The sequence below is a fragment of the Mesorhizobium sp. M0037 genome, from assembly GCF_040323635.1.
Classification (GTDB): Bacteria; Pseudomonadota; Alphaproteobacteria; order Rhizobiales; family Rhizobiaceae; genus Mesorhizobium.
In genome coordinates this window covers 12,313-35,675 of record NZ_JAMYVB010000011.1, presented here as the reverse complement: position 1 = coordinate 35,675, position 23,363 = coordinate 12,313, and the positions used below count along the sequence as shown (strand labels likewise).

Annotated in this window: 21 protein-coding genes; 6 read left to right on the top strand and 15 right to left on the bottom strand. The window is 58.1% G+C overall.

The window, feature by feature from the left end; all coding sequences use genetic code 11:
- Window positions 1-489 precede the first annotated feature (489 nt).
- Complete coding sequence (locus tag NKJ78_RS17720; protein WP_352562533.1) at window positions 490-1,032, bottom strand: hypothetical protein; 543 nt, start codon at window positions 1,030-1,032, stop codon at window positions 490-492.
- Between the two features lie 225 nt (window positions 1,033-1,257).
- Window positions 1,258-2,520, bottom strand: coding sequence for a hypothetical protein (locus tag NKJ78_RS17715; protein ID WP_023817031.1), 1,263 nt, complete (start codon window positions 2,518-2,520; stop codon window positions 1,258-1,260).
- Between the two features lie 550 nt (window positions 2,521-3,070).
- Between NKJ78_RS17715 and NKJ78_RS17710 the strand changes: the two genes are divergently transcribed.
- From NKJ78_RS17710 to NKJ78_RS17690, 5 genes are all read left to right on the top strand, one after another.
- On the top strand, window positions 3,071-4,411 hold the full coding sequence (locus NKJ78_RS17710) for a DUF6600 domain-containing protein (RefSeq protein WP_352562532.1): 1,341 nt from the start codon (window positions 3,071-3,073) through the stop codon (window positions 4,409-4,411).
- Window positions 4,412-4,672: 261 nt separating this feature from the next.
- Entirely contained in the window at window positions 4,673-4,897 is a 225-nt protein-coding gene (locus tag NKJ78_RS17705; RefSeq protein WP_023806853.1) for a DUF768 domain-containing protein, read from the top strand.
- A 178-nt stretch (window positions 4,898-5,075) separates the two neighbouring features.
- Entirely contained in the window at window positions 5,076-6,143 is a 1,068-nt protein-coding gene (locus NKJ78_RS17700; RefSeq protein ID WP_196814948.1) for a glycosyltransferase family 2 protein, read from the top strand.
- A complete protein-coding gene (locus NKJ78_RS17695) occupies window positions 6,118-6,810 on the top strand; it encodes a class I SAM-dependent methyltransferase (RefSeq protein WP_352562531.1) in 693 nt (230 codons plus the stop codon). Before NKJ78_RS17700 ends, NKJ78_RS17695 begins: the two co-directional genes overlap by 26 nt.
- Window positions 6,788-7,237 (top strand): GtrA family protein, encoded by a 450-nt coding sequence (locus NKJ78_RS17690; protein ID WP_352562530.1) that lies wholly within the window; start codon window positions 6,788-6,790, stop codon window positions 7,235-7,237. Before NKJ78_RS17695 ends, NKJ78_RS17690 begins: the two co-directional genes overlap by 23 nt.
- 472 nt (window positions 7,238-7,709) lie before the next feature.
- Here NKJ78_RS17690 and NKJ78_RS17685 read toward each other — a convergent pair whose 3' ends face one another.
- Both NKJ78_RS17685 and NKJ78_RS17680 read right to left on the bottom strand, forming a co-directional pair.
- Window positions 7,710-8,333: a hypothetical protein gene (locus NKJ78_RS17685; protein WP_352500585.1), complete on the bottom strand. Its 624-nt coding sequence runs from the start codon at window positions 8,331-8,333 to the stop codon at window positions 7,710-7,712.
- Window positions 8,320-9,558, bottom strand: a complete 1,239-nt coding sequence (locus NKJ78_RS17680; protein WP_352562529.1) for a putative hexosyltransferase — start codon at window positions 9,556-9,558, stop codon at window positions 8,320-8,322. Before NKJ78_RS17680 ends, NKJ78_RS17685 begins: the two co-directional genes overlap by 14 nt.
- Window positions 9,559-10,481: 923 nt before the next feature.
- Here NKJ78_RS17680 and NKJ78_RS17675 point away from each other — a divergent pair.
- Window positions 10,482-10,880 (top strand): response regulator, encoded by a 399-nt coding sequence (locus tag NKJ78_RS17675; RefSeq protein WP_023806847.1) that lies wholly within the window; start codon window positions 10,482-10,484, stop codon window positions 10,878-10,880.
- A 207-nt stretch (window positions 10,881-11,087) separates the two neighbouring features.
- On the opposite strand, the gene NKJ78_RS17670 is transcribed toward NKJ78_RS17675, so the two are convergent.
- The 11 genes from NKJ78_RS17670 to NKJ78_RS17620 all read right to left on the bottom strand — a co-directional run bounded on the left by NKJ78_RS17670 (window position 11,088) and on the right by NKJ78_RS17620 (window position 23,252).
- A complete protein-coding gene (locus NKJ78_RS17670) occupies window positions 11,088-13,295 on the bottom strand; it encodes a hybrid sensor histidine kinase/response regulator (RefSeq protein ID WP_352562528.1) in 2,208 nt (735 codons plus the stop codon).
- A gap of 88 nt (window positions 13,296-13,383) precedes the next feature.
- Window positions 13,384-14,025 (bottom strand): chemotaxis protein CheX, encoded by a 642-nt coding sequence (locus NKJ78_RS17665; protein WP_023807121.1) that lies wholly within the window; start codon window positions 14,023-14,025, stop codon window positions 13,384-13,386.
- Entirely contained in the window at window positions 14,022-14,399 is a 378-nt protein-coding gene (locus NKJ78_RS17660; protein WP_050588969.1) for a response regulator transcription factor, read from the bottom strand. The genes NKJ78_RS17665 and NKJ78_RS17660 overlap by 4 nt, the downstream gene beginning before the upstream one ends.
- A 57-nt stretch (window positions 14,400-14,456) precedes the next feature.
- Window positions 14,457-14,711 (bottom strand): hypothetical protein, encoded by a 255-nt coding sequence (locus tag NKJ78_RS17655; RefSeq protein ID WP_023807123.1) that lies wholly within the window; start codon window positions 14,709-14,711, stop codon window positions 14,457-14,459.
- Entirely contained in the window at window positions 14,708-16,933 is a 2,226-nt protein-coding gene (locus tag NKJ78_RS17650) for a chemotaxis protein CheA (RefSeq protein ID WP_023807124.1), read from the bottom strand. Before NKJ78_RS17650 ends, NKJ78_RS17655 begins: the two co-directional genes overlap by 4 nt.
- Window positions 16,926-17,321, bottom strand: coding sequence for a response regulator (locus NKJ78_RS17645; RefSeq protein WP_352562527.1), 396 nt, complete (start codon window positions 17,319-17,321; stop codon window positions 16,926-16,928). Before NKJ78_RS17645 ends, NKJ78_RS17650 begins: the two co-directional genes overlap by 8 nt.
- Complete coding sequence (locus NKJ78_RS17640; RefSeq protein ID WP_352562526.1) at window positions 17,318-18,154, bottom strand: CheR family methyltransferase; 837 nt, start codon at window positions 18,152-18,154, stop codon at window positions 17,318-17,320. Before NKJ78_RS17640 ends, NKJ78_RS17645 begins: the two co-directional genes overlap by 4 nt.
- Complete coding sequence (locus tag NKJ78_RS17635) at window positions 18,151-18,774, bottom strand: HEAT repeat domain-containing protein (protein WP_352562525.1); 624 nt, start codon at window positions 18,772-18,774, stop codon at window positions 18,151-18,153. Before NKJ78_RS17635 ends, NKJ78_RS17640 begins: the two co-directional genes overlap by 4 nt.
- Window positions 18,765-19,850: a chemotaxis-specific protein-glutamate methyltransferase CheB gene (gene cheB, locus NKJ78_RS17630; protein ID WP_352562524.1), complete on the bottom strand. Its 1,086-nt coding sequence runs from the start codon at window positions 19,848-19,850 to the stop codon at window positions 18,765-18,767. Before cheB ends, NKJ78_RS17635 begins: the two co-directional genes overlap by 10 nt.
- Window positions 19,847-21,343, bottom strand: coding sequence for a chemotaxis protein CheW (locus tag NKJ78_RS17625; protein WP_352562523.1), 1,497 nt, complete (start codon window positions 21,341-21,343; stop codon window positions 19,847-19,849). Before NKJ78_RS17625 ends, cheB begins: the two co-directional genes overlap by 4 nt.
- Entirely contained in the window at window positions 21,336-23,252 is a 1,917-nt protein-coding gene (locus NKJ78_RS17620; RefSeq protein ID WP_352562522.1) for a methyl-accepting chemotaxis protein, read from the bottom strand. Before NKJ78_RS17620 ends, NKJ78_RS17625 begins: the two co-directional genes overlap by 8 nt.
- Window positions 23,253-23,363: the final 111 nt, after the last annotated feature.

Below are 23,363 nucleotides of genomic sequence, written 5' to 3'. Positions count from 1 at the left end.
TGACGTCCCCCCGACGAGCTTTATCTAATACGAATACACCAAGAGCCCCAAGTTGGACAGGGAAGCGGACGTGATCGAAATCTCTTTCGAGAACAGTATCCGTGAGTGGTCTGCCGATCTGACTCGAGTTCAGTAGCGCAACCGACGATTTGCGACTACTTTTGCCCCGACCAACAATGCGCCGGGATCAAGGGGCAGCACTGCCGGCTGCTGCCTAAGCGGCTTTGCATTGAACGGCTTGATGTACCGACCGGAAGACTAACGAGCAGGTCGCCAGCGTCGGACGGGTTGAAAGGCTTGTCGTGCTCACCCCGGCTGTCTGTTCCTCCAATGGGGTTGCTTCGAATGGCAGTTTGCCGGTTTAAGCAGCACGAACGGACTGTCGCTCCCTGCCAAAGCTGCCGGACCGGAATGCGCCGCGTGCCGGACATTCCGAACCGACGTTCGATTCCTAAAAAGCGGACGTTGCCATGAGATCTCTGGCGTCGATCACCGAATGTCCCCTTGCGACGAGAGCCTGGAATTCGTCCCACATACGGATATGACGGCCTGGGTCCCTGCGAAGTGCCTTCGGTACCTCATTCCCATGACGGAATGCTGCCCGGGTGGCGCCGCCATCTGCATTGCGCCACTCAAGATGAGGTCAGGAATGAACTCAAACCTGTTCGGCGCAGGCACTAACTGAGGCGTCAGACAGATCCATTGATTTTCAATAATGGCGACCGAGTGGAGGATCAGGTCTTCACCATGAGGCAACCATCCAGTGACCTGCCTGCTTTTGCCATCCGGGTCATTGGCAGCTTGCTCACCGCAATTTCGGTGACAGTCATAAGGCACGAAGCCAGTCGCCAAAAGCTCTTCCGCGGGCGGCCGAGAAACAACTACGCGCGGCAGCGCGCTCACCTCCTCATAGGTGGCCGCCTCTATTTTCGATGGCGGGAAGGCCATAGACTCCACGTTTCGTCGGATCAGATTCGCAAGTTCGATGCTCTCGGCGGTTCCCGCTGCCACAGTAGTTGCTTCCTGTTTCATAAAGGGGACCCAATTCGGCTTCGGGCGACAGACTTGATCGTTCGACGCCCCTACCTGCTGCTTCTAATTCAAGAATGGTACCAGATGTTGATGACCGGAGTTAAAAGCAGTCGTCACACAGTCGCAAAAAAGGCACCTCAGGTTGCTGTTAGTCCGCTTTTGAGCGCAGAACTCAGGATGCGGACTTAGGAATCGATCTTGAAGCCTCTCCAATCCGGCTAACAATCATAGCAGAAAGCCGTAATTGCCGAGCAGAAGCCGAATGTATTCGGGGGCTATTTCATAAACCTGCCTTGAAATGAGCGCGCCGTCAGGATGCGCTTGGATGTGCTCACCGCTTTCGACGTCGTAATAGTTGAGAGCGATTTCTGCGGGCCATGGGAATTCTGGCTCAAACGGTACCTCTGCAAACGGATTGAAATAGACCTGAAACCCATCGAGATGGGTTTCACGATGAAACGATGAGTGCTGAATAAGCACATCTGAACCGCCGATCTGATGCTGGCTCTCTCGTCGTTGCGTGAGGAGGTAGTTCAGCGCGGCGAGCTGAGACCGGTGCGTCCCGACTTGCCAGAGCTCCGAACCGGGCGCAAGCCTGTCCTTGTCGATCACCCTGTAACGGGTCGACCGGATGAGCCTATCAATCTTACTTTCAACGACCGCCTTTCCAAAGGTACCGACCGTAGAAAAGAAAACGGCGCTGATCTCTTTGAACGAATCGTTCGTGAAAATTCCCATCTCAACTCGCGCACCCGAAGGCTTCAGGAGAGAGGTTATCTTGTCTTGCTTTCCTAGGTCTGGCCCTTCGAGCAAAGGCGGCGCCAAGCCAAAAAGGACCATGTTGATGAGTTCGTTGTTTTGGGTGAGTGAGAGGTCGCTATCGAAGGGGGCGATTGCAATGACAAAAGGCCGACTGCGCACGTGGCTCATCGAGGAATACGGGTGCTTCTTTCCATTGCTTCCGCGGTAAAGATCCAGCTTGTCCCTGATCTTCCCAGCAAGTTTCAGTGCACCACGGGTTTTGAAATCTTGCTCGTTGAAGGTCTTCTTCTGCTTCTCGGTCGGAGGCTGGTCAGAGACGACAGCCTCTATGTTGAACTCGTGGTTTCCGGGTCCTCGGACGAAGAAATCCGGCGCTGACTTTGAAAAGTCGACACCGCACCCCAAATCGGTCAGCGCTCTGTTCAGATAGAGTTCCCACATCGAGGAATTGAATGTCGTTTGAAATTCGTTGATGAATTTCTGGCTCTCTCCCCTTCGATCCAGCAGGCCTGTCGCCCAGTTTTGAATGATAGGCTGGACCTTTGCGTAGTGAGGGTCGGCCGAGATGCGACGAAAGTAATTGTGGAGCTTTTCTTCCCGGAATCGCGGTGTAAACAAGTCCAACATTCCTGTCCCGTTCGTGTGTTTCGGTCGCGTATCGCGCTGGTCATGCGCCACTATGGGAGCCTTGCTCTGACGATGTTCCTTCTGCAGCTGGAAAGGCAAGAAACCCCCTCTTGGAATCGCTTAGTGCCTATAGAAGCAAAGGTACACTAAACTGCAATGGTAGGCCCGAAGGACTGCCATTGGATCGGGATGGGGAAGGGCATCCTGCATCTTTGTTCTAAATAGCTCCCCATGTCCGCTAAGGGTCGGCTGAAGAACGGCAGCTTCTCGCAACGTACTACCGAAACCGGACGGTTTGGAAACGGCCCAAAAGCCGCCAGTCTGCAACGCGCCTCTTCTAAGCCACTCGCGAGCGCACTCCTCAAAACAAGCCATTCGTTCATCCGACCTAGCACAAGGATACCTAGCCAGATGGAACTCCCTGCGCAGTGCACCAGAGGTACAGCGCGACGCTGGGTTTCTCTTCCCGTTGCATTGCGTCTTCGGCAAGCATTTGTGACGGCGGTGATGACAAACCGCCTCAATTGATGGCCAGTATCATTGTGCGACGCCCAGCCGTTGTGATGCGGGGCAACGTTCGCAACGTGGAACAATCCGACAGCCGGCGAGTTTCTAAGATGAAGGGCGATCTGTTTCGGAGGAAGACAGGATGAAACGCGTCCTTGCCCAAAATGGGGTGCGACTGATGTTGGGGGGCGTGGCCGCCTTTCTGCTCACCGTCGCCGAGATTCCCAACCCGATTACCCCGTTGTCGCTTGTGGCCAACGCGAGGGCTGCCACCCAGGTTTCGATCAGCATATTCTACGAAGAATTGTCTTCCCATGGTGATTGGGTTTCGTACCACGGCGCGTCCGTTTTCGTGCCAGTTGATGTACCTGACGATTGGCGTCCATATACCGTTGGACACTGGGCCTATACCGAGCAGTATGGCTGGCTGTGGGTATCCGACGAACCATTCGGCTGGGCGACCTACCATTACGGCCGGTGGGGCTATGCCGACGACATCGGCTGGTACTGGGTTCCGGGCACCCGTTGGGCGCCAGCATGGGTGAGTTGGCGTCGTGACAGGGAGCACATGATTTGGGCTCCGCTGCCGCCGCGCCGCGATCCGGATTTGATTTCAATTGAGGTGACTTTCGACACGACGCCTGATTATTACTGGGTTGTGGTCCCCACCCGCGAATTCCTTGCTGCCGACATTTCTACCGTCGTTGTCCGTGATGAGCCGGAGTTTGTGCGCATCGTGGAGGCGGCCGAGCCGGCCGGCGACGTGACGTTCCAGAACAACGTGGTTATCAACAAAATCATTGATGTCGATGTGATCGAAAAAGAGACGAGCCAGAAGGTGACTACCGTCAAGGTCAGCAAGACCGACGCGCTAGAGCAGTCCGGCAAACTGGAAAACAATACGGTCGCTGTCTTTGAGGGGGAGGTGAAAGCCGACACCAAGGCCAAACCCGCCAAGCTCAAAGACATCGACGAGGTGAAGCAGGTTCAGGCTGGCCGGAAATCCAAGCCGACCGAAGGCGCTTCAACGACCGAGCAGGCTAAGCCCGAAGAAACGACTAAGCCTGAGGAGCCGAAGGTCAGTGAGCAGCCCGCCGCCGAGCAGCAGCAGGCCGAGCCGGAGCAAGCGGCCAAGCCTCAGAAGCCGAAGGCCAAGGAGCAACCCGCGGCCGAGCAGCAGCAGGCCGAGCCGGAACAGGCGGCCAAGCCTCAGAAGCCGAAGGCCAAGGAGCAGCCCGCGGCCGAGCAGCAGCAGGCCGAGCCCGAGCAGGCGGCAAAGCCTCAGAAGCCTAAGGCCAAGGAGCAGCCCGCGGCCGAGCAGCAGCAGGCCGAGCCGGAACAGGCGGCCAAGCCTCAGAAGCCGAAGGCCAAGGAGCAGCCCGCCGCCGAGCAGCAGCAAGCCGAGCCCGAGCAGGCGGCCAAGCCCAAGCCACAGAAGCAAAAAAACAAGGCGTGCGATCCGCAGAGTGACGCGAACTGCTAGCTGTGCGCGGCACCGCAATTATTCCATCGCGGTGCCGCTGAACGGGAATGCGCGGCAAGCTGCGAACCCTCGCCACTTTCCTTCGCTGCCGCCTGCTCTGCTCTAGACCGGCTGGAAGCGCAGAACCCCGTCAACGAACACAGGGTGGACATGCAACCTGAAGAGGGTGAGACATCACCTCGCCCGAGACTATTTCGAAAGGCCTGACATCTGCCGAGACAAACCTAGGATGGGTACAGAGGTCGTTATCCAGAAACCACCATGAGCAGCCGCGGTGCCGACTTTATATACAAATGGATTTCCGAACATATGCCGGAAGGACCAACCGACGACCCGGGCCGGCTTGTGACCGATATGGCAGACCAGGCCCTGCGGGCCGCCGCCGTCGAAGGCATCCCAATTCAGGAGATCGATGAAGAGATCGGTAGCGTTTATGAAGCGATCATCCACGCCGTTGAACATCGCGACGGCGGTCTCGCGGATTAAAGATGTTGTGGGTGCCGAAGGCGGTTCGCGGTCGCGACAGGGCTGCAGATATGGACTATTGAGTTTTGGGCAGGCGCCGGCAACGCGCCTGTCTTTCCAACCGATTCGCCAGTGTCTGAAATTTCTAAATTAGCTGCGCCTTATGGAACTTTGGTGCGGGCTTTTCATTTTCATCCGCATGCGAGCCTCTGTGATCCAAAGCGTCGGGACGGGAGTGAACGCGTCGCCGCGCTACTCGCTGGTCCTGCCGATATATAATGAAGAACAAGTGCTGCCCCGACTGATCGAACGGATCAGATCACTAATCAGTCGGCTGGACGGAGAGACCGAGGCGATTTTTGTCGATGACGGTAGTCATGACGGCAGCGTCAAATACCTTCGGCGGGTGGTCACCGCCGAACCTCGCTTCCGGCTTATCGAGCTTTCCCGTAATTTCGGACACCAGATTGCGATCACGGCAGGCATGGATGCTGCTGCGGGGGATGCCGTCATCGTCATGGATGCCGACCTGCAAGATCCACCGGAGGTCGTTCTTGATCTCGTGGCAAAGTGGAAGGAAGGTTTCGAGATCGTGTACGCCCGCCGTGTCAAGCGCGAGGGCGAATCGTGGTTCAAGCGGCTTAGCGCCGATCTTTTCTACCGTGTCCTGGAGAAGATGACGGCGGTCAACATCCCGCGCAACGTCGGGGACTTCCGCCTGGTCGGCCGCCATGCGCTGGATGTCTTCAGACACATGCCTGAACATGATCGCTTCGTCAGAGGCATGTTCGGCTGGATGGGCTTCAAGCAAGCGGCGGTGCCATTCGAACGCCCTCCGAGGACCATCGGCCAGACCAAATACCCTTTCTGGAAGATGATGCACCTTGCCGTTCACGCCGTTGTCAGCTTCTCGGAAAAGCCGCTCCACTTTGCGCTTTGGGGCGGATCGGCGATTTCCGCACTTGCCCTGACCTTTGGCGCTTACGCCGTGTTCGCCTGGATTTTTGAAACCGGCGTCATTGCCGGCTGGACGTCGACCGTGGTGATCGTATCGTTTCTGTGTGGCATCAATCTTTTCATGACCGGCGTGGTCGGCCTCTATGTCGGTAGTATCCACGCCGAGGTGAAACGCCGCCCTCTTTACGTGATCAATCGGCTTACCGGCTTCGACGAGCCGATGCCTGCCTTCGCTGGTGGGCGCCGGAGATCATTTCGCAAGCCCAAGAACGGAGTCGCTCCCGGTGGCCGAACTCTTCGACAGCTATAGATCCAGTTATGCAGAGACGATCGATGGGTCGATCAGCTTTTCCGGACTCAAGCACGATTTCTTTTTGGCTGCAAAGGCCGACCTGCTGCGGCGCCTAGTCTCCGAGCGAGGACTTCGTCGCCGGGGAGCCATGGTGCGGGCGCTTGATGTGGGTTGCGGTGTCGGTTCGCTCCATCCTTATCTAGACGGCGCTTTCGATCGCCTGGATGGCTGCGACGTCTCGCAAGGGTCGATCCAGCGCGCCAGCGAGGACAATCCGGGCGTCGTCTATAGGACATGCACCACGACGGGCCTGCCTTATGACGACTGCGTGTTCGACTTGGCCTTTGCCAGTTGTGTTGTTCATCATGTTTCGCCCGCATCCTGGCTCGATTTTTTTCGCGAGATGCGACGGGTCGTGCGGCAAGGCGGCGTCGCCTGCATCATCGAGCACAATCCCTATAATCCACTGACGCGTCTGGCGGTGCTCCGGTGTCCGTTCGACCAAGACGCGGTCCTGCTCAACGCGGTCAGAGCAGTGGCCCTCTTTCGACAAGCAGGCTTTAGGGAGGTTCGATCCGAGCACTTCCTGCTGCTCCCGTCGACCGGCGGGTTCGCCAGACAGGTTGAGCGTGCCCTGGCGCTGCTGCCGCTTGGAGCCCAGTATGCGTGTAGTGGGCGTGTCTGAGCATCGATCTGCCGGCGGCGGCACCCTAAAGCTTCTGGCCCGCTTCGGCCTGGTCGGCATCGCCGCCACAATCCTGTATGCCGCCTTGGCAACCGCCTTTGTCAAATCGGAACGGTTCGGCTTCAGCCCCGTCCGAGCGTCCCTTGCAGCTTACGCAGCCGCGGCGTTGTTTTCCTATCTCGCGCACAGGTCAGTAACCTTCATGTCGCGTGGGTCGCACAGATCAGAGGCTCCGCGTTTTCTCTTGCTGGCGGCGATCGGCTTGGCGATCGCCTATGGCGCGCCGGCGCTTTTGACGGCGAAGCTGGGCCTGCCCCTCATCTTTCCCATCATGATTACCTGCTTGCTTGTACCCGGGATCAATTTCGTCGTGCTCGACCGATGGGTCTTTGCGGAACACATTCCCGATCAGACCGGCGATGGCTGATACGCAATCCGCCAGAAAGATTCGTTCTACCAGGACGACGTGACGATCAGTGATGTGCCCTCTACGCAGGGTGGTGATCACCGAATGGTTTGTCGCCGCAGACAAGCCCTAATTTCATTAATCTTCCGTTCCGAAGGGAGCCCTGCGTCCCGTACCGATCAGCCGTTCGAGGCGAACGACGCGCAAAAGAAAACGTGACCCCGGCGGACGCTGCGCAGTGCCGCAATCCCGGCGACCAATGATCTCGAGCCCGCCGCGCTCTACCCTATCGCGATTGGCTGCCGGCCAGTGGCGAGGAGGCACGCGACGGCTCTCCTCCATCCGGGAGGTGCAGGCACATGGATGATCACGGAACTGTTGTGCTGCTGAAATAGGGCAACTCCAGAAAGTCGTGAAGCGGTGTTCCTTCCGGAATTGCGTTAAATAAAGAGTTAGAGCACTTCACCGTTTGCACAAAACGGTGAAGTGCTCTCTAGCCGGCGTCGAGCCGAAACGATACCAATTTAATAGCGCGTTTGTAGATCTTGCTGGCGGCTGGGCTTGGCGGAATCCCGTCGCGATAATCGAAAGTCACTTCGAGTACCTTTGCGCTAGCAAACGCTGCGTGCGGGATCGCGAACGAGATCGTCGTCGGGTCTTTGCTCGACAGTGTTACCTCGTGTACGCGAACTCCGTTCACCGAGATGATTACCCTTTGGGTGGTCTGTGGTGGACGAATGACGGCGGACATTTGTAGCGTTGCCGTAAGCTCGTCGCGAAGCTGAGGTATTTCCAGTCTCAACCGAGAGGTCTCGCCCAGCGAATGGGTTCCGTCGGCTACCGGGCCCGACCAACCGCAGACCATCATGCCGGCTGCTTGTTTGGCGCCGTCGGATCGAAACGATACCGTCTGGCCAGGAGTGTAGCTGCCAACCGCATCGCGATTGAGGCACGTTGTCGTGCGATCGATGTAATAGGCCCGATAATCGGCGTTGACATCTGGATTGAGAGCGAGTGCGAGGATGATGATCTCGGACACGGCCAGAACCAACGCCAGCGCGTAGCCGCGAGTCGAGCCAGCACGGCCATAGAGTGACAGGCTGTCAGACCAGGGCAAGATAGCCTCCAATCCACGCCAAAGTCATGAAATAAGATGCGCTCAGGAAAAGAGCCAAAATCACCAGATAGGTCAGCTTCGATACCGACAGCAGCTCGGCAATCAACATCAGCAGCGGCGCAAGCCCAATGACGTATCTAACCATGGAAGCCAGGTTGGTGATCAACGGCAGGATGATGCTGCTCGCACAGAAGAGCGCAGCGCCATATCGCCTGCGGGCCGCCAGAACGACCGATAGGGTCAGCCCTATAATCGCTGCGAGCGCGCTCCATTGCGGCGCCGTGGGCAGCCAGCCTTTTGTCGGAACAGCAGCGAGACCGTCCCATAGAAAAAGGAGCGGATCGCCAGCAACCCGCCCAAACGCGCGCTGGACGTGCAAGAACGCAAACCCATCCCCGACAGTGAGATACAAAAAGAGCATGTAAGCAAACAAGCCGGCGGGCGAGATGAAGATAGCTACGAGCATATCCGGACGACCAAGCACCCATCGCGGGAAAGATACCGCCGACCCGCCCTGCTGGCGGTGCTGCTCGAACATTTGGATGACCATTGCAAACACAGCAAGGACCCCGACCAGCCTCGTTGCCGACAACAAAGCGCATGTAACGCCAGCGGCCAGGTAGTTGGAGCGCTTGAGTGCCAAAAAGACGCACGACGTCAGGAGCACGAAAAGAGGTTCGGTAAGGAACGTGGTGAAGTGGAAGGAGAACGGCCCGCTAAGCAGAAAAGCGCAATACAGTATGTAAGCGCGGACGTTCTTCTCCAGAAGTGGCCATGCCATAAGGCAGGCGGCGTAGCTGCATGCAATCGAGGTGATCGTCGCGATCAGAATCGTGGAAAAAGGGAAAGCAAACCGAAGGGTCGTCACGAGCATGGGATACAATGGAAAGAAGCCCCAGCGTCCGACGTTGCTTTGGCCTGGAATAGGAAAACGCTCGTAGCCGTGTTCGGAAATGTCCACATACCACGCGCAGTCCCACCTGCAGAGCCCACGCGCATAAGCTTCGAAGCCTGGTACTGCCGAGACTGAATGGAATGCAGCATACCGAATGACAAGCCCGCTGATCATGAACAGGAGCGGAACCGAAGCGGCGATGACCCAAAGGCGACCGCCAGCGTTTGCGCGGGCCAAGTCTCCAAGCGCCAGTTGTGTCTCCACAGGTGAGGCCGCCAGACTCTCCGATGGCGAGCCTGTGTTCGCCTGCTCGATGGCGCTGCCAGCCATAAAAATCGGTCCCTCGAAAGCATCAAGATCATCAACCAGACTTGAAGCCCCGTCTGCGACTGAACTTAAGGATCAACGATGCCGCGCCGCTTCGGTTCCTTCTGCAGCAGGAAGTCCTTGAGTCAGGTCGACCGATCACACCAGCCGAGGAAGGGAGCGATATTCGCGCTTCGACGGCACCGTTTCCTTGCAACGGGCGGCCTTCTTCATCGACATGCATGGCTCAGTGGGCGGCCGGGCCGCGCTGGGCACCCCTCCGGTAACGGGCGCCTTGAAGGCGATCTCGCCATCCGCCAAGCCTTTGAGTGTTTGTGCTGGCCGGCCACGGCCGACTTCTAGGGCCGACGTTAGGCGGAAAGCTGCCGCTCACGTGGCGGACGCGGGTTCGCGCCCAACGTCGGCCTTGAGCAGACCATAGCCGCTACCAGGGCCTAGGTCAAATCGCGCCATTGACACTCAGGCACACCGTTGTTTGAAGTAGGAGCCTGTGCCATCAAGACCCCGTTCGGGTAAGGCGCTAACGTTCTCGATGGCGGTAGGGCTGGCGACGTTAGATTGTGCTTGATGCCTTTGGCTTCCCGCACGAGGGCGGACCAACTTGCTCCTAGCAGCCCTATTAACTCCAGGCTTGCGGCTCCGTGGTGTCGGTTTCTTCGATAAGCCTTTGGACAAGGCGACGCTCGGGCTCAGACATCATGCTGCCTAGGATCCTTCCCAACCGCTCGCAGACCCCTTCCTAACTATAACATTTGATATAAGTTCCCACCTAAGTGGCTGTTTTTGTGAGGGGCCATTGCGTTCGAAGCCGCAGACTCCGGATCACAGCCTGCTATCCCCAGAATAACATATGTTATTATGCGAGGAACATTCGAGGCCTGCGGCCGTTGAATTACTGAGCAATTACTCACGGGGCAGGGCTTTCAATGCCGTCGGGTTCCGTCCTGATCGTAGAGGATGAGAGCATGATCCTCTTAGACATCGAGAACTCCCTCCGCGAGGCCGGGTTCGAGGTGATCGCCGTCTTAAAGGGCCTTGAAGCCATTGCGACTTTTGATCGTGAGCCTGAGCGAGTTGCGGCTCTGCTGACAGATATCAGACTTGGAGACGGCCCTACCGGGTGGGATGTGGCCCGGCACCTCCGAGCCGCCAATCCTACCATGCCAGTGATATACATGAGTGGCGATGGCGCGGACGACTGGCCGTCGCTTGGCGTACCCAACAGCCTGATGATCACCAAGCCGTTTGTTATGCCGCAGATCATTACCGGGCTGGCAACTCTCCTCAATCAACAAGGAGTGGACCAACTCCCAGCCTCAGAATAGCTGCGGCTGGTAGCTAGCTGTTTGATCCCGAGCTCGAAGGAGAGGTGCTCAATGTCAGGCCGCGGTGAAGGGACCTTTCGCGACGGCGAGGGCCTGATTTGCGGCGCCCCACCGACTCTAAGGCAGTATCTTCGGCTGCTCGGCAAATAAGACATCTCGAGCGCGCTACCCCTTGCCTGAAAACCGGAACGGCCGGTTACCGAATGGCTAGTTATCCAGAACCAATCTGACTTTCTGGGCGAGAGCTTGGAGGGTAGCGGGTTTCTGCAGGAGTTGAACGTTTGGATCGATGATCCCATTGCGAACTATGGCATCACGTGCGTAACCGGACGTAAAGAGCACCCTCAAGTCAGGCCGCAATTCAACGGCAGCATCCGCAAATTCCCGACCGTTCATTCCGGGCATGACAACATCCGTCAGCAGCAAGGAAACGTCTCCTCGATCCTCAAGAATGCGCAGGCCTTCCACCCCATTCTCAGCAGAAATCACCGAATAGTCGAGATCCTCGAGCATTTGCATTGTCAGTTGTCTTACACTCGCCTCGTCCTCGACGACGAGGATCAATTCCTCTGGCTTGCCATTGGCAACGTCTTGGCTGTTCGCCCGCCGTGCTCCATCGGCGGGACCATTGTGCCTTGGCAACCAGATGCTGATGGTAGTCCCCACCCCCAGTTTTGAATCGATGTTGACATAGCCACCGGACTGCTTGACGAAGCCAAACACCTGACTCAGCCCAAGGCCGGTTCCCTTGCCGACACCTTTGGTGGTAAAAAACGGCTCGAAGGCTCTTTCCAGAACCTCCGCGCTCATACCCGAGCCCGTGTCCCTCACCGCAATAAGGACGTAGGGGCCGGGGGAAATGCCATGATCTGCAGCAACCGACTGGTCGACCAGGAGTGCAGAGGTTTCGATGGTCAGGGTTCCGCCCTGCGGCATGGCATCGCGAGCGTTGACCGCCAGATTGACGAGGACATTTTCGAGTTGACTGGGATCAGCGAGCACTGCACCGTCATCGGATTGCACGACCGTATTAAGTGTTACGTGCTCGCCCAGCGTCCGGCGCAAAAGCTCCGACATATCCTGCACCATCCGGCCGACGTCGAGGGATTCAGGGGAAAGCGGCTGCTGCCGGGAAAAAGCCAGTAGCCTTTGCGTCAGCATGGCAGCTTTGTGGGCACCCTCGGTCGCGGCTGCGATCAGTTGGTGCACGCCAGGCTCGCCGCGGTCGACGCGCCGCTGGATCAAGTTGAGTCCTGAGATGACAACTCCCAGCATGTTGTTGAAGTCGTGCGCGATACCGCCCGTGAGTTGCCCCACCGCCTCCATTTTCTGGCTTTGGCGCAGCTGATCCTCCAAATTCCTGCGGACGTTGATGTCGCGCCCGGCGGCGTAATATTGGTTGTTTCGCGGCATAAATTGCCAACTGTACCAGATGAACCTGCCATCATTGGCACGCATGCGTAAGTCGAGGTCGCGAACCACAACCCGGCTATCCGATAGTGAGAGCCGTGTCACAGCCGCAACATCTTCAGGATGAACGAAATCCTCGAAAGCCTTACCCTCGACCTCGCTTTCGTCCAAGCCGAGATGCTCGGTCCAGGCCGGATTCACACTTTGGCACTTGAGGCCGAAATCCGTTACGACGAAAAGATCCTGGCTGACGCGCCAGATCATATCGCGCTCACCGGTTGCGTCAGCTACCCGTTGCTCCAATGTCTCATTCAGGGTCTTCAGCTTCAGTTGTGAGGACAGGCGATCTGTTACATCGCGCAAAAAGGCGGTGGTGAATTGCTTGGCGCCACCTGACCAACGGCTAATCGAAGCTTCGAGATGGCGCGTCGACCCGTTGCGCCGCTTCACGGAAACTTCTCGATGAACTATTTGCTGCCCTGAGCGACTGGCGTCGTGCAATTGCGACCACCGGTCGCCTTCCACGAACAGACGGGCGCTCGGCTGACCGGCAAGCGATGCCTTGTCGATTTCGAAGAGCACCTCGGCCGCCGAATTGGCTCCCTGGATTGCCCCGGTGTCATCCAGGGTAAGAATGGCTTCCGCGGCGCTTTCCATGACCGCATCATAACGGGCATTCTGCCGTTGGCGCAGCACCGCTTCCCGCCGCATCGCCCCCGTCACATCCGAAATCTGAATAAGGCATTCATACGCACCTATCGCCCCGATTGGTCGGATGGAAATGCTATGGATCAGCGGCTGGCCCGCTCGCGTCCGCAACCCTAGCAGGGCTGGGTGGAGTGTAGGGGTCAGCAGGCTGGAGGCCCCGGCTTCCAAAGCCTCGTTTACCGCGACGAGGATTGGGCCGAGCGGCCGGCCGGGAAAAAGCTCCTCCATTGATTTTCCGGTCGCCTCGGTCGTCCGTATATTGCTGGCTGCGGCGATCCAGGCATTCCAGGCGGTCACTTGCCTTTGATAACCGAGCACGATTATACCGCAATCGAGTGCATCTAATATCGGCGTCGAATTATCGTGAGAAGTGTTCAACATGGCACTATTTATCGGTCCCACCGATCCGCTCAATAAACTCGCACAAGAGGCCCTTCAAAACCGCTAGGGAAGGCATGTCCATCAGCATAGCAATGTAGCCCGTGATGTCATTGTCCTTGACGGTGAAGTTTATGTAGAGAAACAGCACGACCTCGCCGGGTAGGGGCGGCGGCGCCAGATTGAAGAAGTCGGTTCCAGTGCCTCGAATGACCTCAGGCAAGGAGACGCGAAGACTACGGCGCAACAGGTTGGCGATGGTGGCAAGGCAACTGTTGAGAATGATGTTGCCCGTCTCTGCGAGTGCTTCCTGTTCAAGGTCGATGATGTCTTCCAATGAATGGTCCGGACCGGCTACAGCACGCACAAGTTCGAGACTTCGCTCCTCCGGGAAAATAAGCAGCGCGCGACCAGTGATATCACCTTCGAAAACCTGGTGAACGGCAACCAGACGGTCCATCTCGCGTTCGTCCAAGATATCGATGGCTTGCTGCCTGCCGACGAGGTTGATTCTTGGGACCGACAGGAACACCTGTCGTCCAACCATCTCGCGGAGATTCTTGGCGGCTCGGCTGACGGCGATGTTCACCAGTTCAGTGAGGGCATCCCTCTCCAGTTCCTCCAAGACAAGGTCGGCCGGAGTTATCATTGATCGTCCTGATCAACGGGAGTGTCTGGTTTGCCGAGAAACGCAACCAGGTCCGGGCCATTCACTGGCTTGGTCAGGAAGGAAGCGCCCAGCGCCTTTGCACCTTCGACGATTTCGTGCTGCTGATTAGCGGAAATCAGTGCCAATCGCATTGACGGATCCTGGGCACGAAAGTCCGCCGCCAAGGCAAGCCCATCGCGGCCGGGCATATTGTAATCCATCAACACGATATCAGCCGCGAACTCACTCGCCAGTTGAAGCGCCTCATCAGCGTTGCCGGCCTCTTTGCGCACCCATGTCGGATAGTTCTTGGCGAGAATCTTGACCAAGGCCATTCTCGCAAGCTTGCTGTCGTCGACGATCAAAACGTTCATTACGACCTTCATTTCAGCTGGGGTTAGGGATATCGCATAAAAGGCAATAATTGTGAACTAGCGGCCATGCACTGCCGTGAAGCCCCGATGAAAAAAGCTTTCGAGAAATGGCGAGCCCGCCGGCCCAATGACCCTCACGCGGGCCGCCATCAGGACTTGCAGAACGGCAGCATGGATCTTGGTGCACTTCCGCCAGTCAACCAAGGTGTTGCCTGACTCAACCAGCATTGCCAGCAGGGTTTCGCTGTCTTCTAAAGTGCAGTCACCCTCAAGCCGGATCGATCCGTCGCTGGGGTCGGAAATGACGGTCATTTCAGCAAAGCCTCCACATCGAGAACAAGCATGACGCGGCCATCACCCAAAATTGTGACGCCTGCAACGCCTTCTACACCCGCGAGCACCCCCTCGATGGGCCTCATCAGTATATCCATTGTCTCCCCGACATCATCGACCTCTATCCCGCACATGTCGTTCCCGACCAGGACGACTAGGACTTGGAAATCGTCGGCGATCGTTTCCGACGGCGTTTCGCCAAGCGTCGCCGCAAGACTAACGAGCGGGATGGTATGGCCGCGATGCCCGAACACGCGCGCGGCGCCAACCATCGAGACATCACCGCGCGAAAGTCGACGGGTTTCGATGACTTTCTCAAGCGGAACGCCAAAAGCTTGTTTGACCACTTCCACGGTGACGAGGGGCGTCATCAGGATGGAGTAGGGCAGGGTGAATTTTGCGATCGTCCCGCTTCCGGGCTTCGTCTCAATGCCAACCGATCCGCCGAGCGCCTCGATCGCCGATCGCACCGCGTCCATCCCAACACCACGGCCGGAGACCGTGTTGACAGTTGCGGCTGTCGAGAACCCCGGATTGAACAGCAATTCCAACGCATCGTCATCGGAAAGCGAGGCGAACCCGGTCGTCAGGCCGCGTTCTGCGGCAACCCGTCGAACTCTCGCGAAATCCACACCTCGACCATCGTCTTCCACCTCAACGACAATGCTGTCGCCGACTTTCGCTGCACGCAGGCAGATCGTGGCATGCGGTGGCTTCCCCGTCCTGATGCGCTCGTCCGCCGGTTCCACACCATGGTCGATTGCATTGCGAACAACATGCATAATCGGCTCTCCAAGAGCCTCGACGATGGTCTTGTCGGCTTCGGTGTTCTCCCCTTCTGTCACGAGAACCACTGACTTACCTGTTTCGGTCGCAAGGTCTCGCACTAAGCGCTGAAACCTCTGGAACACCTGTCGCATGGGCAAGACACGGATGCTCAAGACAGAACGCTGCAACTCACCGACCAACCTCTCCAGTCGGGATTGTTGTTCCTCCAACACGGCCGCCAAATCCGCCGAAGGAGTTCCACTCCGGGCTAGGGTTGCGGCATGCGTTATGGCATTCTTGGCAACCGACAGTTCGCCGGCCAAATTCACTAAGGCATCAATGCGTTCGACGCTCACCCGCAGTGAACGGGCCGCATTTGAGTTCGGGATGGCGAGGCGGGAATCCCGGTTCACGGAGAATTCGAGGACTTGGGCATCGTCTCCCAAAACCCGGTCGATCAGGAGGACGAGAGCTTGTCGTCCCTCTGGATCGTCCGCGTCCGGCACACTACTATCGTAGCGTTCCAGCGCATCCTTGTGCCGGACGCTGCGAGCCAGGATGTTCATCACCACGCGCCGCGCGGCGCCTACGCGGCCGGCCAGACCTGTGGTCGCGACCTGGGAAAGGAGTTGGGACTGCGCTTCGAGCACCAGCCGCGCCATCCGGCTAAGTCCTGCGCGCTGATCGGGGACGGCAGAAGAAAGCTCGCGGATCTCGAGGAGGCTCGAAGAGTCCGAGCTTATCGCTTGGGTATGGCGCAGCAAAGCGTCCTTCGGGGCAGAGGACAACGCTGTGAAGAGCAGGTTGCACTCGAAGGGATCACCTTCCCTCAACGAAGGCCAGACATGAACCTGTTCCACATGAAGAGCTAACAGGCCAGGCAGGCCGGCAACCAACGCAAGGGGATCTTCGCCGCGAAAGAAGCACTGTGGATCGGGCTGGAACAACAACCCGGTTGAGGCTCGGGCTGCGACATCATGGTTGGCGTTCAAAAGAGATGTCAGCCACCCCGTCGCCAATAAAGCGGCCGGGCTCTTCCCCGGAGGTTCTTCACATAGTGCCGCTTGCAAGCGGCGGACCATCTCATCCGCGGTCGACCCTGCATCCTCCGGGACAATTCCCTTTACCTCAATGCCATCGAGCCAGCCGGTGACTTGATCCAATGCCCAGAGACAGTTGCCGATATCCGCAGTGCTTAACGTCCTCGTACCGGTCCGGGCGGAAGCGAGCAGTTCCTCAGCCGCGTGCAGACCCCTCGCCATATCTGGAAAATCGACGATGCCGGCCCCGCCCTTGAGGGTGTGAAACGACCGAAAAGCACTGTCCAGCCTAGTGTGATCGCCTGATTCACCTTCGAGCGCCAGAAGATCCAGTGTAGCCTGCTGCACAGACTCGCGGCACTCCACCAGGAACTGCTCAAGAAGTTCAGTCATGGGTTGATCCGGCAAGCAAGGCAACGAGCTCCAACAGGTTCTGCCCAGCGACGGGCTTGGCGGCGTAGAAGTTCGCTCCGGCAATTTGGGCAGCTCGCAGGTCATGGAGCCCGGCTTCCGTACTGATGATGAGCACGGGGGTGGACGCAAACGGTTCGCCGCGTTGCCGAAGCACCCTTACAAAGCTGAGGCCATCCATGACCGGCATGTTGATGTCCACGATCAGAAGGTCGACGATCTCGAACCCAAGCAGCTGCTCCAAGGCTTCCACCCCGTTCAAAGCCTCGAACACCTCATAGCCCGCTGGCTCCAGCACGCTTCGATAATACAGGCGCACGAGAGCTGCGTCATCGACCACCAGGACGCGATGGAGGGTAGGTTTGCTCACCGCCCGACCTCTGGTTTCTGATAGACAATACCATCTTCGAACCGACGGATTTCGAACAGCGGAGAGATACGGCTCATCGACTCCGTGTGGCCAAGGCAAATGTAGCCGCCGGGTAAAAGGCTTTCATAGAGGTTGTCTGCAGCAATGCGACGCGAAGCGTCGTCGAAGTAGATGAGGACGTTTCGGCAAAAAATGACATCGAATTGGCCGTGGTGCCTGGTCTCCTTAGATTCTATTAGATTGACACTGGAAAATTGCACCGACTCTCTCAACTCATCGACAAGCCGCCACCGATCGTCGGCTTCTTGGTGAAAGTAGCGGTCGATGACCTGGGCGGGCAAGCGCATCAGTGCGCGCTTGCCATAAAAGCCGCGCTTGGCCGCGGCAAGCGCTTCGGTATCGATATCTGAGCCGCAAATCTCGATGCTGTAGGCGTCGACCAGCGGCCACTTGTCCAAGAGCCACATCGCAATCGAATAGGGTTCTTCCCCAGTCGCGCAAGGTACCGACCACAAACGCAACTGGTCCTTCCCATAGCCAGCTGCGATTCTTTCACGCAGCAAATCCTTCGTGAGACACCGAAATTGATGATCTTCCCGGTTGAAATAAGTCTCATTGACGGTAAAGGCGTTGACGAACTTCTCGATCTCACCCTCGGCATCAATACGAAGTTTGGCGAAATACCTTTCGAAAGAAGGAGAGGCGGTTGCGTTTGCACGATCAGCAATCCGGCGCTCTATGTAATAGCGCTTCGATACCGAATAGACCATGCCGGTGCGTCGATAGAGGAAGTCTCCCAGTCGACGGATCTCTTCGTCCGTGATCTCGATCACTGAGGGGCGTTCCGCGCCCCGATCCGGAGGGCCGCGGTTTTGGCGGCGAAATCCAAAAAGGGATCCGAGGGAAAACGCGCGGCGCACTGGAGCAACAAGGCAACGTGGTCAGGCGCCGCCACCTCCGCCATGACGTCGATCGCGGCAGCGCAAACGTTGCCATTGCAATCATTAGCCAGGAGGGGAACCAGCAAATCAATGACCGTTGAAGGCTGCTGCGCGCGAACGAGTTCGCAGGCGAGGATGCGAACGTCCGGCTCCAGGTCACTGAGCAGTCCGGTCAACCGCGGCAGGAGCTGATCTTGCAATGCGCGCAAGGCGTCTAGTGCCCCGGTGCGCAAGCGGGCATCGTCGGATCGTAGGTATTGCAGAGCAACGTCGACGCTTGCCGCATTGGCTGATCGCACAAGGGCTGTAAACAAAGCCTGCAGCACGCCATCAACCGCTTCACTCTGAATCGCGCTGGAGATCACACCGGCGTTGTCAGAGGTGACAATAAACTCGCGAGCCGCCGCTCGCCTTTCCTCACTGTTCCGACTCGTCAACGAAGAAAATGCATCCGTGGGCGATGCCTCGCGGATCCCGGCTTGGTTGGGAAGCTCTTTGCGGATCAGAGGCAAGGCACAACCTTCATCAATTGCCGGGCTATCTCGGGTAGCGGCAGAATCCAATCTGCACCACCGCCCTTGACCAATTCCCCGGGCATCCCCCAAACCACTGCGGTTTCTTCCGCTTCGGCGATCGTCGTTCCGCCTCGCTCGTGCAGGAGTTTCATAGCACTGGCGCCGTCATTGCCCATTCCGGTCATCAGAATACCGATAAGGTCGCCGGGAGGTATTTGTTCCATGGCACTTCGAACAAGCCGGTCGGCGCTTGGATGCCAGGGATAGTCGACCTGGGACGGGACATTCATGGCAAAGACGACGCCTCCTCGGCGCGATACAATCATGTCCGCCCCACCCCGCGCAATGTAAGCGACACCAGGCACGACTTCCGTCGGGCGGGTAACCTCCACGATCTCGATGGCGCTCAGGCTGTTCAAACGTTTGGCCAGTGCGCCCGTGAAGGATTCTGGCATGTGCTGAGCAACCAAAATTGGCCAGGAGAACGATGCTGGCAGCGCTCCGACAACAGCCTCCAGTGCTGGCGGCCCTCCGGTCGAAACGCCGATGAGCACCAGCCCGTTTACGCCAGTTTTTAGAATGGGTTCTTTTGACGCTATTGGGGCGGGATGGGGACCTGTCGGCAGCGTCTGCCCTATACGGTGGCGTATACGTTCCTGCAATCGCAGCGTGGGTTTGATGCTGGTGACGGCGGCGGTTCGAATCTTGTCGAGCAGATCGTCTTTCATCTGATCGACGCGTAAGGACAATGTTCCCGAGGGCTTCGCAATGAAATCGAATGCGCCGAGGCGAAGCGCTTGCAGGGTCTCATCGGCGCTCTGTGATGTCACCGACGATACCATGACGACCGGGGTCGGCCTTTCCAGCATGATACGATCAAGGCACATAAAGCCGTTCATCTGCGGCATGTGGACATCGAGCGTGATCACATTGGGGCGGAAGGCGTGCAGGCGCTCCAGTCCTTCGGCGCCATTTCGAGCGGTTTCAACTTGGAATTCGGATGCGTCCGACAGCATTCCGGCAAGCAGCTTTCGAACGAGGGCAGAGTCGTCGATGATCAGAACCTTGATCAAGTCTGCAGCTTGGTTTGAAAAGAGTCCAAAAAGGTGCGCTCGGCACGCGTGAGCAGTTCGGTTGGATCAAGCAGCATGAGGATGCGAAGGCCTTCATCCAGGCTGACGATCGACTGGATCAGGCGCGTAGTTTCTCCCGCCAGATCCGGCGCCCGAGCGAGCGCTGATGCATCGACGCCCAGGACTTCCGAGACGCTGTCGACGATGATGCCGGCGCGGTGGGAACCGGATTTGACCACAATCAGACGCGTCCGGCCACGATTCTCAAGCGGAGGCATGTCGAAGCGCTTCCGCTGATCGATGACAGGCAGCACCTCGCCGCGCAAATTGATGACCCCTTCAAGAAATTTGGGCGTCTTTGGAACCCGCGTCACACGCTCCGGCACCAGTGCAACTTCCTCGACGGCCTCAATGGGCAAGGCGAATTCGCCGGCGCCAAGTTGGAAGGCTAGCAGCTTGATCTCGTCGCGCTTTGAACCTTCTGTCGATGCGGAGCCGTCTCGCGCCGGAGCTTGCACATGACCCAGACCACGCATGGTTTCCTCGCTGAGCAACAAATCCGGGTGCAAGACCGAAACCAGCCGGCTATCCGCCTCGCTCCGATAAATTGCCTTGACCTTAGCCTCACCGCCAATTCTGGCTGCCATAATTGGCGGCACGGGTTCCAGCCTCAGAGGATCGATGGCGATGCTCTGCTTGACAGCGTCGACAACGACGCCGACGGCGGTGCCGCGGACATACGCGACGATGACCTTCTCATTTCCCTGAAGCTCGTTAGCGAGGCCAAACAGTGCTCTTAGGGACAAAATTGGCAGCAGTCCGTCACGGAACGGTATCAAACCAGGAACCTGCGCATCCGCGCCCGGCAGAGAAGTCAGGCCTCGGGGGATATTGAAGACCTCCTGCACCACGGCAAACGGAAATGCGTAATCCTGCCCATCCACTACGAACGTTGCCAGCATTTCTCGACCTACAGCGCCTATCGCACTTATATCAGGAACCAACGTGCGGCTGCGGCCGGTTACACGATCCCGGGCTTGGGGGGTAAACGCCCCTTCGAGCAGGGTATCAACGTTGAGAATCCTCACCGCCTCGCCATCATTTGAGAAGACACTATCATCGCCGCTGCTCACCGCGGCGCCCTTGAGTGAATGACGCTGCTCGATGCGGCTTGCCTGTACGTTGACGATCCCTTCGACAGTGCTGACAAGCAGCGCATACGGCGCGGGTGCGTCGATGACCACGGCTCGCGCCGAATCCGACAGAGGTTCAGAAGCAAGTCGCAGCAAGCGGCTCAAGTCCGCAATTGGCACAATTGACCCACGCAAGTTCGCTAATCCGCACAAAGCCGCTGGGGCTTGCGGCACCTGTGCCATTTCGGGTACCCTGACGATCTCGGCCACCCGATCGACCGGAACCGCGTAAGTATGCTCGGAGCAGCGAACCGCCAGGAATCGTTTGGGTAGCGCCGCTGGCGCGCCTTGCTCAGACATTTTGTGACTTGAGCTCTTCAGCGAGGGAGGCAATCTCCTCAATCGCCGCAGCCAGGTCCTCAGCTCCTCGCGCTTGCTCTTGGGCAGCGGTCGATGCCTCTCTAGACGCTGCACCGGCTTCCTCTGCAGCTGTTGCAATCTGCTTTGCGCCAGCTGACGCCTGGCTCGCCGCAGCGAGTATGTCGGTTGCGCCAGAATTGATCGCTTTGCTCGCCTCGACGAGCTGCGCCAGCTCTTCTTTGGTCTTCTCAAATACCGCTAAGGTGGCGCGACTATTCTGAATCTCGACTTCCGACAGGCCGCAGATCCGCTCGAGATCGCCACGCAGTGAAGATATCTGCTCGATAATTCCGCGAACCGTATCCTTCACTTTGTCCAAGGATTGCGATGCTTCGCGCGCCAGCCCGCGAATGTCTTTGGACACCAAAGAGAAGCCGCTGCCATAGTCGCCCGCCCTGGCTGCTTCGACCGCTCCACTGACGGCAAGCATGCTGGTCTGAACCGCGACTAACGTGATCGCATCGACGATCTTCTCGATCTTGCGGCCAGTTACCTCCAAACTAAGCAACGCAGATACGCTCGCTGTCGTGTCCTGCAGGGAACCCGTCAATCCGTTAATAAGGCTTTCGACCGCCGCGTAAGTTTCCCTCAGCGACTGTTCCATCGCTGCAACACGCTCCTCGGCTGCAACTGCATTTTCTTTTGCAAGGGCAGCACTTTGCTCGATCTGGCTCAGCGAGGCCGAACTTTCGTGGGTGGCCGCCGCCTGTTGCTGGGCGCCACGGTTGATCTGCTCGACCGCAGCCAGAATCTGACCGGCGGCCCCCGAGAGCTCCTGAATATTCGCGGACAGCTGTTCGGCTGCCGAGGACGCCTGCTCGGCGGCTTTTCCCGCGTCTCCGCCGCGCAATAGATTAGCCAAGCGTGCCAGCGCGTGCGCCGCCGTTTGGCCTTCAACAAGCGCCTGCGTCTGCTGTTGGATCGCTGCCTGCGATTCCGCAGCTGCAGCCGACTGCTGCTCCGCGGCACTGGCAACTTGCTCGGCACCTTTTTGCGCCTCGGTGGCAGCTTTTTCGGCTTCAACCGAAGCCAGCGAGATGGCGCGGCTGCCGAGCGCGATCTCGCCCGCGGTTTCCCGCATGGCGCGAAGGTTTCGCAGCACGACGTTTGAGGCCTTTGCTTCGGATACCGCAGCGTGAGCGGCTGCAGCGACTCCGGCCGCAACCGCGCTGACCTCTTTTTGGATGCTGGTGGAGAGCGCCTGAACTTCACGTGCGCTGGTGTCGGATATCTGCGCCAGCGACCTTACTTCTTCAGCGACTACGGCAAATCCGCGGCCATGATCGCCGGCGCGAGCGGCTTCGATAGCGGCGTTTAGGGCAAACAGATTCGTCTGGTCCGAGATGCGGCTGACCGTGCGGCCTATAGCGCCGACTTCTTCAGCGCGTTTTTCGATAACGGCAAGCAATTGTGCCGAGCTTTCCTGGCGAGCGGCATTTCGTTCAATCGCAGTGACCGCATTCATCACCTGATTCGTCACATCGGCAAGCAAGCCCTGCACCGATTCCGATCGCCTTTGCGAATCCTCGGCTAAGCGTCGTCCCACGGCTAGCGTTTGCGTGGAGTCGCTGATTGTGCGCAGTTGTTCTTCAGCCGCGCCTGATGCTTCCTCCGCACCCGCGGCGATCTGTTCCATCGATCGCCGTAATTCTTCAGCGGCGGCCGATGCCTCGGTGATGCCGCTGGCCAGTTCCTCAGTGGCGGCGGCAAACCGTTCGGCAATTTGTCCGTGAGGTAGGTCTGATTTGATGCTTTGGCGTGATCTGGCCGGCAAATCTGCTTTTTCGGGATGCAAACCCTTGTCTGGTCCAGTGCGTTTCGCGATCCTTGACGTCTTGACGAGAGACATATTGGATTGAAATCCTATTTCGCGGTAGCGGCGTTTGCCTGATTTCTATCTCATCGCCGGTAAGCGCGCCACCGCAGATAGCTTGGCCACGTGCTCAGACTTCAAGTTGGC

Bases quoted from the DNA above. Each gene is read 5' to 3' on its own strand.
- NKJ78_RS17720 (WP_352562533.1), bottom strand. From the start codon at position 1,032: ATGAAACAGGAAGCAACTACTGTGGCAGCGGGAACCGCCGAGAGCATC.
- NKJ78_RS17710 (WP_352562532.1), top strand. From the start codon at position 3,071: ATGAAACGCGTCCTTGCCCAAAATGGGGTGCGACTGATGTTGGGGGGC.
- NKJ78_RS17705 (WP_023806853.1), top strand. From the start codon at position 4,673: ATGAGCAGCCGCGGTGCCGACTTTATATACAAATGGATTTCCGAACAT.
- NKJ78_RS17700 (WP_196814948.1), top strand. From the start codon at position 5,076: ATGCGAGCCTCTGTGATCCAAAGCGTCGGGACGGGAGTGAACGCGTCG.
- NKJ78_RS17690 (WP_352562530.1), top strand. From the start codon at position 6,788: ATGCGTGTAGTGGGCGTGTCTGAGCATCGATCTGCCGGCGGCGGCACC.
- NKJ78_RS17680 (WP_352562529.1), bottom strand. From the start codon at position 9,558: ATGGCTGGCAGCGCCATCGAGCAGGCGAACACAGGCTCGCCATCGGAG.
- NKJ78_RS17675 (WP_023806847.1), top strand. From the start codon at position 10,482: ATGCCGTCGGGTTCCGTCCTGATCGTAGAGGATGAGAGCATGATCCTC.
- NKJ78_RS17665 (WP_023807121.1), bottom strand. From the start codon at position 14,025: ATGATAACTCCGGCCGACCTTGTCTTGGAGGAACTGGAGAGGGATGCC.
- NKJ78_RS17660 (WP_050588969.1), bottom strand. From the start codon at position 14,399: ATGAACGTTTTGATCGTCGACGACAGCAAGCTTGCGAGAATGGCCTTG.
- NKJ78_RS17655 (WP_023807123.1), bottom strand. From the start codon at position 14,711: ATGACCGTCATTTCCGACCCCAGCGACGGATCGATCCGGCTTGAGGGT.
- NKJ78_RS17650 (WP_023807124.1), bottom strand. From the start codon at position 16,933: ATGACTGAACTTCTTGAGCAGTTCCTGGTGGAGTGCCGCGAGTCTGTG.
- NKJ78_RS17625 (WP_352562523.1), bottom strand. From the start codon at position 21,343: ATGTCTGAGCAAGGCGCGCCAGCGGCGCTACCCAAACGATTCCTGGCG.
- NKJ78_RS17620 (WP_352562522.1), bottom strand. From the start codon at position 23,252: ATGTCTCTCGTCAAGACGTCAAGGATCGCGAAACGCACTGGACCAGAC.